We start from the raw sequence: 14,951 nt of genomic DNA on the forward strand, positions 1-14,951 counted from the left end.
TCTCGCCGCCGGTGGGGGCCCCCCCCCCCGGCCCCCCCGGGCCCGCGGGCGCCCACAACACCCCGCGCCCCCCCCCCGGCCCCGGGCGGGGGCGCTCGTTGCGCGCAGGGGTGATCAGGCCTGGGCGGCGATGATCTCGCGGGCCAGGCGGGCGGTCTCGGACGGCGTCTTGCCGACCTTGACACCGGCGGCCTCCAGGGCCTCCTTCTTCGCCTGGGCGGTGCCCGAGGAGCCGGAGACGATGGCGCCGGCGTGGCCCATGGTCTTGCCCTCGGGGGCGGTGAAGCCCGCGACGTAGCCGACGACCGGCTTGGTCACGTTCGCCTTGATGAAGTCCGCGGCACGCTCCTCGGCGTCGCCACCGATCTCACCGATCATGACGATGATCTCGGTCTCCGGGTCCTCCTGGAAGGCCTTGAGAGCGTCGATGTGGGTGGTGCCGATGACCGGGTCGCCACCGATGCCGACGGCCGAGGTGAAGCCGATGTCCCGCAGCTCGTACATGAGCTGGTAGGTCAGGGTGCCGGACTTCGAGACCAGGCCGATCTTGCCGGCGGTGGTGATGTCGGCCGGGATGATGCCGGCGTTCGACTGTCCGGGGCTGATCAGGCCGGGGCAGTTCGGGCCGATGATGCGGGTCTTGTTGCCCTTGGCACCGGCGTGCGCCCAGAAGGCGGCGGTGTCGTGCACCGGAACGCCCTCGGTGATGACGACGGCCAGGCCGATCTCGGCGTCGATGGCCTCGACGACGGCGGCCTTGGTGAAGGCCGGCGGCACGAAGAGGACCGAGACGTCGGCGCCGGTCTTCTCCATCGCCTCGGCGACGGAGCCGAAGACCGGGATCTCGGTGCCGTCGACGTCGACCGTGGTGCCGGCCTTGCGCGGGTTGACACCGCCGACGATCTGGGTGCCGGAGGCGAGCATGCGGCGGGTGTGCTTCATGCCCTCCGCGCCGGTCATGCCCTGGACGATGACCTTGCTGTCCTTGGTAAGGAAGATAGCCATGGTGTGAAAGTCCCCTTCCTTACTTGTTGGCCAGCTCGGCGGCGCGGTCAGCGGCGCCGTCCATGGTGTCCACGCGCTGGACCAGCGGGTGGTTGGCGTCGTCGAGGATCTTGCGACCCAGCTCCGCGTTGTTGCCGTCCAGGCGGACGACCAGCGGCTTGGTGACGTTCTCGCCCTTGCTCTCCAGGAGCGCGAGGGCCTGGACGATGCCGTTGGCGACCGCGTCGCACGCGGTGATGCCGCCGAAGACGTTGACGAAGACCGACTTGACGTCGGGGTCGCCCAGGATGATCTCCAGGCCGTTCGCCATCACCTCGGCGGACGCGCCGCCACCGATGTCGAGGAAGTTGGCGGGCTTGACGCCGCCGTGGTTCTCACCGGCGTAGGCGACCACGTCGAGGGTGCTCATGACGAGGCCCGCGCCGTTGCCGATGATGCCGACCTGGCCGTCGAGCTTGACGTAGTTCAGGCCCTTGGCCTTGGCGGCGGCCTCCAGCGGGTTGGCCGCGGCCTTGTCCTCCAGGGCCTCGTGCTCGGGCTGGCGGAACTCGGCGTTCTCGTCCAGGGAGACCTTGCCGTCGAGCGCGATGATCTTGCCGTCACCGGACTTGATCAGCGGGTTGACCTCGACGAGGAGGGCGTCCTCCTTGATGAAGACGGTCCACAGCTTCTGCAGGACCTCGGCGACCTGGTCGGCGACCTCGGCCGGGAACTTCGCCGCGGCGACGATCTCGGCGGCCTTCTCCGGGGTGCAGCCCTCGTTGGCGTCGACCGGGATCTTGGCGAGCGCCTCGGGGTTCTGCTCGGCGACGACCTCGATCTCCACGCCGCCCTCGACGCTGGCCATGGCCAGGAAGGTGCGGTTGGTGCGGTCCAGCAGGAACGAGACGTAGTACTCGTCCTTGATGTCCGCGGTCTGGGCCAGCATCACCTTGTGAACGGTGTGGCCCTTGATGTCCATACCGAGGATCGCCTCGGCCTTGGCGACGGCGTCGGCCGGGTCGGCGGCGAGCTTGACGCCACCGGCCTTGCCACGGCCGCCGACCTTCACCTGAGCCTTGACGACGGCGCGTCCGCCGAAGCGCTCGGCGATGGCGCGAGCGGCTTCGGGGGTCTCGATGACATCACCGTCAAGCACGGGTACGCCGTGCTTGGCGAAGAGGTCCCTCGCCTGGTACTCGAACAGGTCCACGTGTGTTCGTCCTTGTTCGTGGTCGCGGATTGTGTCTCTACGAGCGTGCCACGGCAGGATCTTCGCTGCGGGTCGTCGGGGCGGTGCGGGTACGCAGAGGTACGGCCTTGCGGCCCACACAGCCACGGGCGCACACGTCAATCAACACGCGCGTCACGTCCGTCTGGCAGGTTATCCCCGTGGGACGGGACTGTTCCGCCCGGGGCCTGTCCGTCTTGGGTGAGAACCGTCACAGACAGCCTAGAGCGTCCGGGTGACCGACCCGTCCACCGATCGGACGGATTCGCGCGTCCGGGTGAATCCGTCACACCCCCTGGTCAGGCACCGGGATCGGGCGCTTCTCGACGGCCGCCGCCATGATCCCGGGGAAGGCGTCCGGGGTGCAGGCGAAGGCCGGCACGCCGAGCGCGGCCAGGGCCGCGGCGTGCGCGTGGTCGTAGGCGGGCGCGCCCTCGTCGGAGAGCGCGAGCAGGGCGACGAACCCGACGCCGGCCGCCTTCATCGCGGCGACCCGCCTGAGCATGCCGTCCCGGACGCCGCCCTCGTACAGGTCGCTGACCAGGACGACGACGGTCTCGGAGGGGCGGGTGATCTTCGACTGGCAGTAGGCGAGCGCGCGGTTGATGTCGGTGCCGCCGCCGAGCCGGGTGGCGAACAGGACGTCCACCGGGTCGCTGAGCTGATCGGTCAGGTCGACCACCGAGGTGTCGAAGACGACCAGCCGGGTGTCCAGGGTGCGCATCGAGGCGAGCACCGCCCCGAACACCGCCGAGTGCACGACCGAGGACGCCATCGAACCGGACTGGTCGACGCAGAGGATGACGTCCTTCCTCACGGCGCGCCGGGCCCGGGCGTGGCCGACCAGCCGCTCGGGGACGACGGTGCCGTGCTCGGGCAGGTGGTTCTTCAGGTTCGCCCGGATCGTCCGGTCCCAGTCGATGTCGCGGTGCCGGGGGCGGTCGACCCTGGCGCTCCGGTCGAGGGCGCCGCCCAGGGCGGCCCGGGTGCGGTCGGCGAGCCGGCGCTCCAGGTCGGCGACCACCTTGCCGACCACGGCCCGGGCGGTCTCCCGGGTGGTCTCGGGCAGCGCCTGCCTGAGCGAGAGCAGGGTGCCGACCAGGTGGACGTCCGGTTCGACGGCCTCCAGCATCTCCGGCTCCAGCAGCAGCCGGTCCAGGCCGAGCCGGGTGATCGCGTCCTGCTGCATCAGCTGGACGACGGTGGACGGGAAATACGTGCGGATGTCGCCCAGCCAGCGGGCCACCTGCGGGGCCGAGCCGCCCAGCCCGGCACTGCGGCGGCCGCCGCCGCGGCCCGCCCGGCCGCCCTCCTCGGGCGCGCCGCGGTAGAGCGCGGTGAGGGTGCCGTCCATCGCGGCGTCCCGGCCGCGCAGCGTGCGACCGGTGCCGTCGGCCTCGCCGCCGAGCACCAGCCGCCAGCGGCGCAGCCGTTCGTCGGTCGTGGGCGCTGCCATCTCGTCCTCCTCCTTCAGCGGGGCCTGCGGGACGTGCGGGTCCTGCGGTGACGGGGGCGCCGCGGGCGCGGCGGGCGTCAGGTGTTGCGGCCGGCGGCCTGCCGGGGGATCCGCGGGCGGACGCCGAGCAGCACGGCCACCACCGGGACGGCGGCGTCGGCGCGGGACCGGTCCAGCTCACCCGCCGGGGCCCGGTCCGTCGGGGCCCCGTCGAGCGGGCCCGCCGCGACCCGGCTGCCGATGGTCGTCCGCACGCCCGCCTCCAGCGCGGCGAAGGTGCGACGCAGCAGTGGCAGGACGTCGGTGAAGACCTCTGCGCTCACCCCGGTCAGCCACTCGTCCAGCAGGGCAAGCAGCCTCGGATCGTGCAGCAGCAGGGCGCCGCCGCCGGTGAGGAAGCCCTCGACCCACCCGGCCGCGTCCGCCGCGGAGTTGGCGGCCGACAGGACCAGCCGCAGCCGGCGGCCCACGTCCTCCGAGTCGAGCCGGCCGTCGTCCGACAGCAGCCGGACGGCCCGGCCGCGGAGCAGCCCCGGGGCGCCGGTGGCCGGGCCGCCGGACGGCTCGCGGGCGGCCAGCGAGCGCAGCGCGGCGGCCCAGCGGTCGGCCAGGCCGGCCAGGCCGTCGGGGCCGCCGTGGTCCGTTCCGGAGGCGGCGCCGTTGTCGGCGGGGGCGGCGTCGGCGGCGGAGGCGGCGTCGGCGGCGGAGGCGGCGTCGGCGTCGGAGGCGGCGTCGGAGGCGGAGGCGGAGGCGGGGGCGGGGGCGAACCGCGGCCCGACCGAGGTCAGCAGGCCGATCGCGCCGTGCACCTCGTCGAGGAGGCCGCGCATAGCCGCCGCGCTCCCGGCGTCCAGCCCGACGCAGGCGGACGGCAGCCCGACGCAGACCCGCTCGGCCAGTCCGGCTGCCGCCCCGGCGAGCGCGCCGTGGTCGGTGCCGCGCACGTCGCCGTAGCGCAGCGCGCGGACCAGGGCGGGCAGCGCGCCCGCGAGGTGCGCGACATCGGTGTCCAGGGCCGCGCGGTCGGCGAGCACCCGCATCACGGCGGGCAGCGCACCGGACAGCCCGGCCAGCAGGCAGGTCTCCACCAGGCCGGTCAGTTCGGCGAGGTCGACGGCGGCACGGGCGGTGCCGACCGCCTTGGCGCCGGCCGCCTCCTCGACCGTGGTGCCCCACTGCGCGGCCTCGGCGATCCGGACCGCCAGTTCCGGCTGCCAGCACAGCCGCCAGCTCTCGCGGAACGTCCCGGTCGAGTTGACCGGGGAGCGGACCGGCACCCCCCAGTCCACGCCCAGCAGCCGCAGCCGGTGCAGCAGCCGGGAGCGGGCCGCGTCGGTCTCCTTGCGCAGGTCGAGGTCGACGTCCTTCGACGCGGCCTCGGGCTTGAGCCGCAGCGAGCGCTGCAGCCGGGAGAGGTCGCGCTGCAGCGGCACCGCCGGTGCGGCGGCCGGGACCTCGCCGAGCCGGTCACCGACCACCAGGCGGTCCCGGACCAGTTCCAGGGCGACGTCCGACCCCTCGCAGAGCACCGCGCGCGCGGCGTCCAGGGTCTCGGTCAGCCCGGCGAGCGGGCGGCCGCGCAGGACGGCCAGGGTCTCGGCGAGCCGGACCGCCTCGATGACGTGGGCGGAGGAGACCGGGTGGTCCTCGGCGCGCAGGAGTTCGGCGGCCCGGGCGAGCCAGCGCGGCACCGGGTCGCCGTCGGTGCTGAACAGGTGGTGGTACCAGCCGGGTGACTGCACGCCCGCGCCGTAGCCGGTGGACCGGGAGAGCCGACGGTGCGTCCACGGCACCCAGGTGATGTCCGTGCGCACCTTCTTGGGCAGCCCGGCGAGCAGCGCCCGGTCGTGCGCGACGGTCGGCATCGTCTCCAGCGCGGGGACGTGGAAGGCGCCGCAGACCACCGCGATCCGCCGGTGCCCGGCGCGGCGGGCGGCGCGGATCCGCCCGCGCATGTACGCCTCGCGCAGCAGGTCCCGGCGGGACTCGCCGAGCCCCTCGGCGCGCAGTGCGCCCATGGCCGCGGCGACGGCGGCGAACGGGGCGAGCGCGTCGGCGCCGGGCGCGCGGTGCTCGACCACGTCCTCCCACCAGCGCTCCGGGTCGTCGTGCCCGGCCGCCGCGGCGAGCAGCGCCACCGGGTCGGCGGGCGGTTCGCCGGCGTCGTCGGAATCGAGGGCCGTCCCGGGGGCGGGCGCGAAGCCGTACCCGGCGGGCAGGTCGATGAAGCGGACCGGCAGGCCGTGGTCCAGGGCGTGCCGGATCGCCACCCACTCCGGGGAGAACTCGGCGTACGGCCAGAAGGCGGCCTTCGCCGGGTCGTCCACCGCGTGGGCGAGCAGCGCGACCGGCGGCACCAGGTCCTTCCCGGCGGCCAGGTGGACGATGTCATCGGCCTCCGGCGGGCCCTCGATCAGCACCGCGTCCGGCTCCCACCGGGCGAGCGCGGCGGCCACCGCCCGGGCCGAGCCGGGGCCGTGGTGGCGGATGCCGAGCAGGGCGACCTCGGACGTCATGCCCCCACCCCGCGCCGCCCGTCCCGCCCACCAGGCCCGCTGTGCCCGCCCGACCCGCTGCGCCCGCTCACGCGGTCACCTCGCGGGCGGCGCGGTAGAAGTCCTTCCAGCCGTCGCGCTCGCGCACCACGCCTTCGACGTACTCGCGCCAGACCGCCCGGTCCGCCACCGGGTCGCGGACGACGGCGCCGAGGATGCCGGTGGTCAGGTCGCCGGCGCGCAGCACGCCGTCGCCGAAGTGGGCGGCCAGGGCGAGGCCGTTGGTCACCACCGAGATCGCCTCGGCGGTGGAGAGGGTGCCGCTCGGGGTCTTGACCTTCGTCCGGCCGTCCACCGTGATCCCGGCCCGCAGCTCGCGGAAGACGGTGACCACGCGTCTGATCTCCTCGGCGCCGCCGGGCAGTTCGGGCAGGTCCAGGGAGCGGCCGAGCTGGTTGACCCGGCGGGTGACGATGTCGACCTCCTCCTCCAGCGAGCCCGGCAGCGGCAGCACGACGGTGTTGAAGCGGCGGCGCAGCGCGCTGGAGAGCTCGTTGACCCCGCGGTCGCGGTCGTTGGCGGTAGCGATCACGTTGAACCCGCGCACCGCCTGCGTCTCGGTGCCCAACTCCGGTACCGGGAGCGTCTTCTCGGACAGGATGGTGATCAGACTGTCCTGGACGTCGACCGGGATGCGGGTCAGCTCCTCGACCCGGGCGATCCGGCCCCCGGCCATCGCCCGCATCAGCGGGGAGGGCACCAGGGCGTCCCGGCTGGGGCCGTGGGTCAGCAGCCGGGCGTAGTTCCAGCCGTACCTGACGGCCTCCTCGGGAGTGCCGGCCGTGCCCTGCACCAGCATCGTGGAGTCGCCGCTGATCGCGGCGGCCAAGTGCTCCGACACCCAGGTCTTCGCGGTGCCGGGCACCCCGAGGAGCAGCAGCGCACGGTCCGTCGCCAGGGTCGTCACGGCGACCTCGACGATCCGGCGCGGGCCGACGTACTTGGGGGTGATCGCGGTGCCGTCGGGCAGTTCGCCACCGAGCAGGTACGTCGCCACGGCCCAGGGAGACAGCTTCCAGCGCTCGGGGCGCGGACGGTCGTCCTGCGCGGCCAGGGCGGCCAGTTCGCCGGCGAAGGCGTCCTCGGCGTGCTGTCGCAGAACATCGGTCACGAGGGGCTCCTTCGGGTCGGCCGCCGGAGGCACGGGTGCCCCGGCGGCTGGATGATCGGGGGGAGCCAGGCCGGCGTCCCGACCTGTGGGAACCACCCTGCACCGGACCACTGACATCGTCCGCCGGGCCGGCCGGACGGCTCCGGACGGACAGTCAGCGGATGTCAGTGCCGCCGCCTACGGTCGGACGCATGGAGGAACGCTGGAGCACCCAACACGTCCTGTCCCTGGCCCCTGACGCCACGTCGCGGAAGACGGCGGGCAGGCTCTCCTCGCCCGCGGCGTGGTCCGGCACGGGCACCGACGGCGTCGCGGTCTGGGGCGAGTGCGGGGGCAGTGGCCGCACCCCGTACCGCACCGCGGTCGAACTCGCCACGCCCGCCTACCGGTGCAGCTGCCCGAGCCGGAAACTCCCGTGCAGTCACGCGCTCGGACTCCTCCTGCTGTGGAGCGGCTCCCCGGAGGCCGTCCCCGCCGCCGAGCCCGCCGACTGGGTCCGCGCATGGCTCCGGGACCGCCGGGAGCACGTCGGGAAGCGCCCCACGGCCCCGGCCGACCCGGAGGCCGCCCGCCGCCGGGCCGAGAGGCGCGGCGCCCGGGTCACGGCCGGCGCGGCCGAGCTGCGGCTGCGCCTGGCGGACCGCATCCGGCACGGACTGGCCGACCCGTCCGGCGCCGGCCCCTGGGAGGAGGTCGCCGCCCGGATGGTCGACGCGCAGGCCCCCGGCCTGGCCACCCGGGTCCGCGAACTCGACGCCCTGCCGCCGGAGCGGCTGCTGGAGGAGTACGCGATGCTCCACCTCCTCGCCACGGCCGCCACCCGGGTCGACGAGCTGCCCGCGGACCTGGCCGCGACGGTCCGCGCCCGGGTCGGGTACACCCTGGACGCCGCCGAGGTGCTGGCCGGCCCCACCGTCCGCGACCGCTGGCTGGTGCTCGGCAGCCGCACGATGCCGATGGAGGGGGGCTCCGACGACCGGCTGACCACCCGCCGGGTCTGGCTGCGCGGCGCCAAGACCGGCCGCCCCGCCCTCCTGCTGGCCTTCGGCCGCCCCGGCCAGGCCCCCGACCTCGCCCTGCCCACCGGCCACCTCCTGGAGGCCGAACTCGCCTACCACCCCGCCGCCCGCCCGCTGCGCGCCGCCCTCGGCACCCGTCACGGCGCCCCCGGGGCGGGCCCGGCCGAGCCGCCCGCCGGGCTCTCCGTGGCCGAGGCGGTGGCCGGGTACGGCACCGCCGTCGCCGACGACCCGTGGCTGGAGAGCTGGCCGACCGTCCTCACCGGCGTCGTCCCGGTCCGCACGCCCGACGGCTGGTACCTGACGGACGGCCACCACACGCTGCCCGTCCGCGCCGCGGCCGTCCCGGAGCCGGCCCTGTGGCGGCTGGCCGCGGTCTCCACCGGTCGTCCGCTGACGGTCTTCGGCGAGTACGGCCACCAGGGCTTCGTCCCGGTCACGGCCTGGCCCGCCGGGCACCGCCCGGTCGGCCTCACCCACCCCTAGGAGCAGCGAGAATGACGACCATCCAGGACCCGTGGGAGATCCTGCAGACCAGCGCCCTGCTCGGCACCGACCGCCGCCCGCTCCCGGCCACCGCCCTGCCGTTCGCCGACGCCGTCGACCCGGCCGACCCGGCCACCGCCCTGCTGGAGCTGGCCGCCCTCGCCACCGTCCGCCGCCGCGCGGGCGCGCTGCCCGTACCGGCGACCCGACCGCCCGGGCCGCCCGCACCCGAGGACCCCCGCCCGGAGCTGCCCGAGCCGGCCGCCCGCCGGCTGGCCGCCCTGCTGGCCGGCCGTACCGGCGGCACCCTGGCCAACCTGACCGAGCTGCTGCCGCAGTGGCTCGCCACCGCCCGGGCCCGCGGTCTGCGACCGCCCGCCGCGCTGATACCCGGCCTGCTCGACGCCGCCCGCGCACGCGGCGAACTGCGCTCCGACGCCGTCGCGCTGGCCGGTCCGCCGGGCCGCTGGCTGGCGGAGCGGAACCCCGACTGGCGGTTCGTGCTGCGCACCACCACCGAGGACCCGACGCACCGGCCGGCCGACCCCGCCGACCACCAGCTCTGGCACGAGGGCCTGTTCGCCGAGCGCGTCACCCACCTCACGCTGCTGCGCCGCCGGGACCCGGCCGCCGGCCTGGAGCTGCTGCGGAGCACCTGGTCCACCGAGCGCGCCGAGGACCGCCTGCTCTTCCTGGACGCCCTCCAGGACGGCCTCTCCCCCGCCGACGAGCCGTTCCTGGAAGCCGCCCTCGGCGACCGCAGCAAGAACGTCCGCGCCACCGCCGCCGAACTGCTCTCCACCCTGCCCGGCTCCGCCCTCGCGGGCCGGATGGCCGAGCGGGCGCGGGCCGCCGTCCGCCTCGCCGAAGCCCGCACGCACCTGCTGGTCACCCCGCCCGCCGAGTGCGACGCGCGGATGCAGCGCGACGGCATCACGCCCAAGTCCCCCACCGGGCGCGGCGAACGGGCCTGGTGGTTCGGCGAGGTGGTGGCCGCGGCCCCGCTCGCGGTCTGGCCGGACAGCACCGGCCTGACACCCGAACAGCTGCTCGCCCTGCGGGTCGGCGACAGCATCGACGAGACCAGCAGCAGCTGGGCCGACGACCTGCGGGAGGCCTGGGCGCGCGCCGCCGTCCGCCAGCACGACGCCGACTGGGCCCGGGCGCTGCTCGGCCCGGCCCCGGTGCCGCCCGGGCGCGGCGCCGGCCGGGCCCGCGCCCCGCGCGCCACCGGTGCCCCGGCCAAGCTGCTGGCCGTCCTGCCGCCGGAGGAGCGAGCCGCCTGGACGGCCGCGTTCATCGGGGTGCACGGGCTGGGCGAGGCCTTCCAGCTGCTCGGCGCCTGCGCCACCCCGTGGACGCCGCCGCTGTCCACCGCCGTGGTGGGCGCCCTGGCCCGGGCCGCGGCCTCCGGCGCGTACCCGTGGAGCCACAGCGGGGTGCTCGGGATGACGGAGCGCGCGCTCGCACCCGGGGCGGCCGACGCGGTGGAGGAGCTGGCCGCGTCGGCGGCCCCGGACTCCGCCTGGTCCGAGACCTTCGCCCGGCTGGCCGGCACCCTGCGCTTCCGGGCCGCGATGCTCGCGGAGCTGGCGGGCTGACGCCGGGCGAGCGGCGGGCGGCGGGCGGCGGGTCGGGCACGCCCGTCGACCGGTCGTGGATGTGCCGGACGCCCGGAGCGCCGCAGTGGCACGGCCCCGGAACGCCACAGCGGGCCGCGCCCGGAAACGCCGCAAGGGGCCGCACCCGGAAGTGCCACGGCGGCACGGCCCCGGAAACGCCGCAGCGGGCCGCGCCCGAAGGCCCGGCCCGCTCCGTCCGGCCCGAGGCCGTCCCGCCGACGGGTCAGCTCGCCCGCAGGTTGGCCTCGACCCAGGCGACCACGTCCCGGGTGGGTGTGCCCGGGGTGAAGATGTCCGCGACGCCCATCGCCTTCAGCTCGGCGACGTCCTCGTCGGGGATGATCCCCCCGCAGAAGACCTTGATGTCCGCCGCGTCGCGCTCCTTCAGCAACTCCAGCACCCGCGCGCACAGCGTCATGTGGGCGCCGGAGAGGATCGACAGCCCGATGCCGTCCGCGTCCTCCTGGATCGCGGTGTCGACGACCTGCTCGGGCGTCTGGTGCAGCCCGGTGTAGATGACCTCCATACCGGCGTCGCGCAGGGCACGCGCAATGACCTTGGCGCCACGGTCGTGACCGTCGAGCCCCGGTTTGGCGACCACCACACGGATCGGCCCCGACACACTCATCACTGCCTCCTGGACCTCGTCGTCCACCACCCCACCGGGCCTTGTGGGCCACGGGCGCGGTTAACGGTCAATAACCAACCTGAGGGGAGGTTAGCGCCACCCGGCCCGCTTGACCGAGCCCCCTCCCAAGAGGAGGGCAAAGTCACAGCTCCAGGCCTTGCTACCAGCGGGTATACCCGTCCTTTCGGCAACCTCCCCACAGACCCCCCGGGCGACCCCTTGACACCGGGAGGTTTTTCCGGCGCGCCCCTCCTCCCGCTACAGTCACGGCAGTTCGACCTCGTCCGATGACGTGCCCGAGGCCCACCGAGGAGGCAGCCCCCGATGGCTCCCGAAGCAGCCGCCCGTCCGACCCGTGCGGAGCTGCGCCTCGCCGCCCGCGAGCAGTCCCGCGCCCAGCGCCGCGGCGCCGCCAAGGCGGCCACCCGAACGGCGCTGCTGCGGGTCGCGCTGCCGTCGGTGGCGGCGCTCGGGGTCGCGGCCGCGGCGGCGATCACGGTCCACGGGGAGGCCGACCAGCAGGGCGTCCAGGCCACCGGACGGCTGCCGCAGCAGACCGCCGCGGACGGCGCCCCGGACAGCGCGCCCGGCGGCGCGGCGGCCGCGCAGGTGACCGCGGCCGGCGATCGGGCCCAGGCCTCGCGCGGCGACGCCCGTCGGCCACTGGCCGGTGCGCAGCCCGCCGACGCCCAGACCGGCCAGCCCACCGACGCCCCGACCGCCCAACCCACCCCCGCGCCGGCGCCCGAACCGGTCAGGCCCACGGTGGTCATGCCGGTCGCGCAGCACGGCCTCGGCGAGCTGTTCGGCGAGGCGGGCGCCCACTGGGCCAACCGCCACACCGGCATCGACTTCCCGGTGGACGGCGGCACCCAGGTGATGGCCGTCGCCGACGGCACGATCCGCACCCAGTGGAACCCGTTCTACGGCTACATGTCGATGCTCAAGATGTCCGACGGCACCGAGGTCTGGTACTGCCACCTGCGCGCGTACAAGATCCGCAAGGGGCCGGTGAAGCAGGGCGACGTCATCGCCTTCGTCGGCAGCAGCGGCAACAGCACCGGGCCGCACCTGCACTTCGAGGTCCGGCCGGCCGGCAGCGGACCGGTCGACCCGCTGCCGTGGTTCCTGGCCAACGGCCTGGACCCCCGGTAGGACCGGTCCGCGCAACCCCGACCACGGCGGTTCGCGGACCGGCCCGGGGACTACAGCTTCTCCACCGGCGCGTAGCGCAGCAGCAGTTGCTTGCGCCCGTCCGTGCCGAAGTCGACGGTGGCCTGCGCCCGGTCGCCCACGCCCGTCACGGCCACCACCGTGCCCAGCCCGAAGCTGTCGTGGGTGACCCGGTCTCCGACCGCCAGCGAGATGGCGTCGCGCTCCACGGCCTGGCCGCCGCGCCGCGCGGACTGCCCCCAGCCCGCCTTCGGCGAGGCGGAGGCCGAGGACGAGGACCTCGACGAGGAACGCGAACCGCCGCCCCCGGAGGAGGACTTGCCCCAGGACGAGCCCGAGGAGAAGCCGCGCTGCGCCGGCGCCTGCACGGCCCCGGTGCGCTTCCACTCCACCAGCGTCTCCGGGATCTCCTCCAGGAACCGCGAGGCCGGGTTGTACGCCGGCTGCCCCCACGCACTGCGCAGCACCGAGCGGGTCAGGTACAGCCGCTCGCGCGCCCGGGTGAGCCCGACGTACGCGAGCCGGCGCTCCTCCTCCAGCTCCTTGACCTGGTTGAGCGCCCGCATGTGCGGGAAGATCCCGTCCTCCATGCCGGTCAGGAAGACGACCGGGAACTCCAGTCCCTTGGCGGTGTGCAGGGTCATCATCGTGATGACGCCCCGCCCCTCCTCGTCCTCGTCCGGGATCTGGTCGGAGTCGGCGACCAGCGCGACCCGCTCCAGGAAGTCGGCCAGCGAGCCGACCGGCGGGGTGCCGTCCTCCCCGGCGTCCGGCCGCTCGCCCGGGTCCTGCTCGTACTCGAGGGCGACGGAGGCGAGTTCCTGCAGGTTCTCCACCCGGGTCTCGTCCTGCGGGTCGGTGGAGGACTGGAGCTCGGCCAGGTAGCCGGTCTCCTCCAGGACCGCCTCCAGGACCGCCGCCGGGCCCGCGCCCGACTCGACCACCTGGCGCAGCCCGGCCATCAGCACGTTGAACTTCTTGACGGCGTTGGCCGAGCGCGCGGCCATCCCGTACGCCTCGTCGACCCGGACCAGCGCCTGGGCGAAGGAGATCCGCTCCCGCGCGGCCAGCGCGTCGATCATCGCCTCGGCCCGCTCGCCGATGCCGCGCTTGGGCACGTTGAGGATCCGGCGCAGCGGCACGGTGTCCTCCGGGTTGGAGAGCACCCGCAGGTACGCCAGGACGTCCCGGACCTCCTTGCGCTCGTAGAAGCGCACCCCGCCGACCACCTTGTACGGCAGGCCGACCCGGATGAACACCTCCTCGAAGACGCGGGACTGGGCGTTGGTCCGGTAGAAGATCGCGACGTCGCCGGGCTTGGCCTCGCCCTTGTCGGTGAGCCGGTCGATCTCGTCGGCGATGAACTGCGCCTCGCCGTGCTCGTCGTCCGCCACGTAGCCGACGACCTTCTCGCCGTGGTCGCCGGCCGTCCACAGCTTCTTCTCGCGGCGGTTGCCGTTGCGCTCGATGACGGCGTTGGCGGCGCTCAGGATGGTCTGCGTGGAGCGGTAGTTCTGCTCCAGCAGGATCGTGGTCGCGTTCGGGTAGTCCTCCTCGAACTGGAGGATGTTGCGGATGGTCGCGCCGCGGAAGGCGTAGATCGACTGGTCCGCGTCACCGACGACGCACAGCTCGGCCGGCGGCACCTCGGCGAGGTGCGCGGCCGCCGGGTTCACGAAGTCCCCGTCGGCGGTGCGCTTGGGCGCGGCCGCGACGGAGCCCCCGCTCAGCTCCCGGACCAGCATGTACTGGGCGTGGTTGGTGTCCTGGTACTCGTCGACCAGGATGTGCCGGAACCGGCGCCGGTAGTGCTCGGCGACGTCGGGGAAGGCCTGCAGCAGGTTCACCGTCGTCATGATGATGTCGTCGAAGTCCAGCGCGTTGGCCTCGCGCAGCCGCCGCTGGTACAGCGCGTACGCCTCGGCGAGCTTCTTCTCCATCGGGTTGGCGGCCTGGTCGGCGAAGGTCTCCTCGTCGATCAGCTCGTTCTTGAGGTTGCTGACCTTCGCCGTGAAGGACTTCGGCGGGAACTGCTTCGGGTCCAGGTCGAGGTCGCGGCAGACCAGCGACATCAGCCGCTGCGAGTCGGCGGAGTCGTAGATCGAGAAGCTGGAGGTGAAGCCCAGCTGCTTGGACTCGCGGCGCAGGATCCGCACGCAGGCGCTGTGGAAGGTGGACACCCACATCGCCCGGGCCCGCGGGCCGACCAGCGCCTCGACGCGCTCGCGCATCTCGCCGGCGGCCTTGTTGGTGAAGGTGATCGCCAGGATCTCTCCCGGCTGCACCCCGCGGGCGCCCAGCAGGTGGGCGATCCGGTGGGTCAGCACCCGGGTCTTGCCCGAGCCGGCACCGGCCACGATCAGCAGCGGCGAGCCCGCGTGCAGCACGGCCTCGCGCTGCGGGTCGTTCATCCCCTCCAGCAGCTGCGCCGGGTCGATCACCGGACGGGCGGCGCCGTTGCGGTACCAGGCGTCCCGCTCCGCCTCGGCGACGCCCCCGGGCTGATCGAAGGCCGTGGTCCGGAACAGTCCGTCCGGGATCGCCTCCTCGTACGCGTCGTACGGCACGTCGTCCTCGTACGGCGGGGGCTCCTCGTCGATGGGCGCGGCGGGCTGCTTCGACCCGGCGGCGGGTGCCTCGAAGCCGGGGAGCGGGAGGTCTTCAAAGAGGCTATTCATGGCACTCC

Annotated in this window: 10 protein-coding genes; 3 read left to right on the top strand and 7 right to left on the bottom strand. The window is 74.7% G+C overall.

Annotated elements, in window-relative coordinates; translation table 11 throughout:
• Positions 1-114 precede the first annotated feature (114 nt).
• From sucD to ACFV0O_RS14880, 5 genes are all read right to left on the bottom strand, one after another.
• Positions 115-1,005, bottom strand: a complete 891-nt coding sequence (gene sucD / locus ACFV0O_RS14860) for a succinate--CoA ligase subunit alpha (RefSeq protein WP_380341222.1) — start codon at positions 1,003-1,005, stop codon at positions 115-117.
• A 19-nt stretch (positions 1,006-1,024) separates the two neighbouring features.
• Entirely contained in the window at positions 1,025-2,197 is a 1,173-nt protein-coding gene (gene sucC, locus ACFV0O_RS14865; protein ID WP_189916115.1) for an ADP-forming succinate--CoA ligase subunit beta, read from the bottom strand.
• 304 nt (positions 2,198-2,501) lie between these two features.
• Positions 2,502-3,671 (bottom strand): VWA domain-containing protein, encoded by a 1,170-nt coding sequence (locus ACFV0O_RS14870; RefSeq protein WP_380341224.1) that lies wholly within the window; start codon positions 3,669-3,671, stop codon positions 2,502-2,504.
• 77 nt (positions 3,672-3,748) lie between these two features.
• Complete coding sequence (locus ACFV0O_RS14875) at positions 3,749-6,187, bottom strand: DUF5682 family protein (RefSeq protein ID WP_380341227.1); 2,439 nt, start codon at positions 6,185-6,187, stop codon at positions 3,749-3,751.
• 67 nt (positions 6,188-6,254) lie between these two features.
• Positions 6,255-7,454 carry an AAA family ATPase gene (locus ACFV0O_RS14880; protein WP_380341230.1) on the bottom strand — a complete coding sequence of 400 codons (1,200 nt, stop codon included), beginning with the start codon at positions 7,452-7,454 and terminating at the stop codon, positions 6,255-6,257.
• A 74-nt stretch (positions 7,455-7,528) separates the two neighbouring features.
• Here ACFV0O_RS14880 and ACFV0O_RS14885 point away from each other — a divergent pair, with 74 nt between their 5' ends.
• Positions 7,529-8,842, top strand: a complete 1,314-nt coding sequence (locus ACFV0O_RS14885; RefSeq protein WP_380341232.1) for an SWIM zinc finger family protein — start codon at positions 7,529-7,531, stop codon at positions 8,840-8,842.
• A gap of 11 nt (positions 8,843-8,853) precedes the next feature.
• The gene (locus ACFV0O_RS14890; RefSeq protein WP_380341235.1) at positions 8,854-10,443 is read left to right on the top strand and encodes a DUF5691 domain-containing protein; all 1,590 of its coding nucleotides are present in this window, start codon (positions 8,854-8,856) and stop codon (positions 10,441-10,443) included.
• Positions 10,444-10,687: 244 nt separating this feature from the next.
• On the opposite strand, the gene ACFV0O_RS14895 is transcribed toward ACFV0O_RS14890, so the two are convergent.
• Positions 10,688-11,092 carry a cobalamin B12-binding domain-containing protein gene (locus tag ACFV0O_RS14895; protein ID WP_360254743.1) on the bottom strand — a complete coding sequence of 135 codons (405 nt, stop codon included), beginning with the start codon at positions 11,090-11,092 and terminating at the stop codon, positions 10,688-10,690.
• A 324-nt stretch (positions 11,093-11,416) separates the two neighbouring features.
• Between ACFV0O_RS14895 and ACFV0O_RS14900 the strand changes: the two genes are divergently transcribed.
• A complete protein-coding gene (locus ACFV0O_RS14900; RefSeq protein ID WP_380341237.1) occupies positions 11,417-12,247 on the top strand; it encodes a M23 family metallopeptidase in 831 nt (276 codons plus the stop codon).
• 50 nt (positions 12,248-12,297) lie between these two features.
• On the opposite strand, the gene pcrA is transcribed toward ACFV0O_RS14900, so the two are convergent.
• Positions 12,298-14,943 carry a DNA helicase PcrA gene (pcrA, locus tag ACFV0O_RS14905; RefSeq protein WP_380341240.1) on the bottom strand — a complete coding sequence of 882 codons (2,646 nt, stop codon included), beginning with the start codon at positions 14,941-14,943 and terminating at the stop codon, positions 12,298-12,300.
• Between the last annotated feature and the right edge of the window lie 8 nt (positions 14,944-14,951).

Origin of the sequence: Kitasatospora sp. NPDC059577 (assembly GCF_042735475.1) — a bacterium.
In the GTDB taxonomy this organism is placed as follows: domain Bacteria; phylum Actinomycetota; class Actinomycetes; order Streptomycetales; family Streptomycetaceae; genus Kitasatospora.

Coding starts and splice junctions, on each gene's coding strand:
- ACFV0O_RS14870 (WP_380341224.1), bottom strand. CDS start 3,671: ATGGCAGCGCCCACGACCGACGAACGGCTGCGCCGCTGGCGGCTGGTG.
- ACFV0O_RS14885 (WP_380341232.1), top strand. CDS start 7,529: ATGGAGGAACGCTGGAGCACCCAACACGTCCTGTCCCTGGCCCCTGAC.
- ACFV0O_RS14895 (WP_360254743.1), bottom strand. CDS start 11,092: ATGAGTGTGTCGGGGCCGATCCGTGTGGTGGTCGCCAAACCGGGGCTC.
- ACFV0O_RS14880 (WP_380341230.1), bottom strand. CDS start 7,454: ATGTCAGTGGTCCGGTGCAGGGTGGTTCCCACAGGTCGGGACGCCGGC.
- pcrA (WP_380341240.1), bottom strand. CDS start 14,943: ATGAATAGCCTCTTTGAAGACCTCCCGCTCCCCGGCTTCGAGGCACCC.
- ACFV0O_RS14890 (WP_380341235.1), top strand. CDS start 8,854: ATGACGACCATCCAGGACCCGTGGGAGATCCTGCAGACCAGCGCCCTG.
- ACFV0O_RS14875 (WP_380341227.1), bottom strand. CDS start 6,187: ATGACGTCCGAGGTCGCCCTGCTCGGCATCCGCCACCACGGCCCCGGC.
- sucD (WP_380341222.1), bottom strand. CDS start 1,005: ATGGCTATCTTCCTTACCAAGGACAGCAAGGTCATCGTCCAGGGCATG.
- ACFV0O_RS14900 (WP_380341237.1), top strand. CDS start 11,417: ATGGCTCCCGAAGCAGCCGCCCGTCCGACCCGTGCGGAGCTGCGCCTC.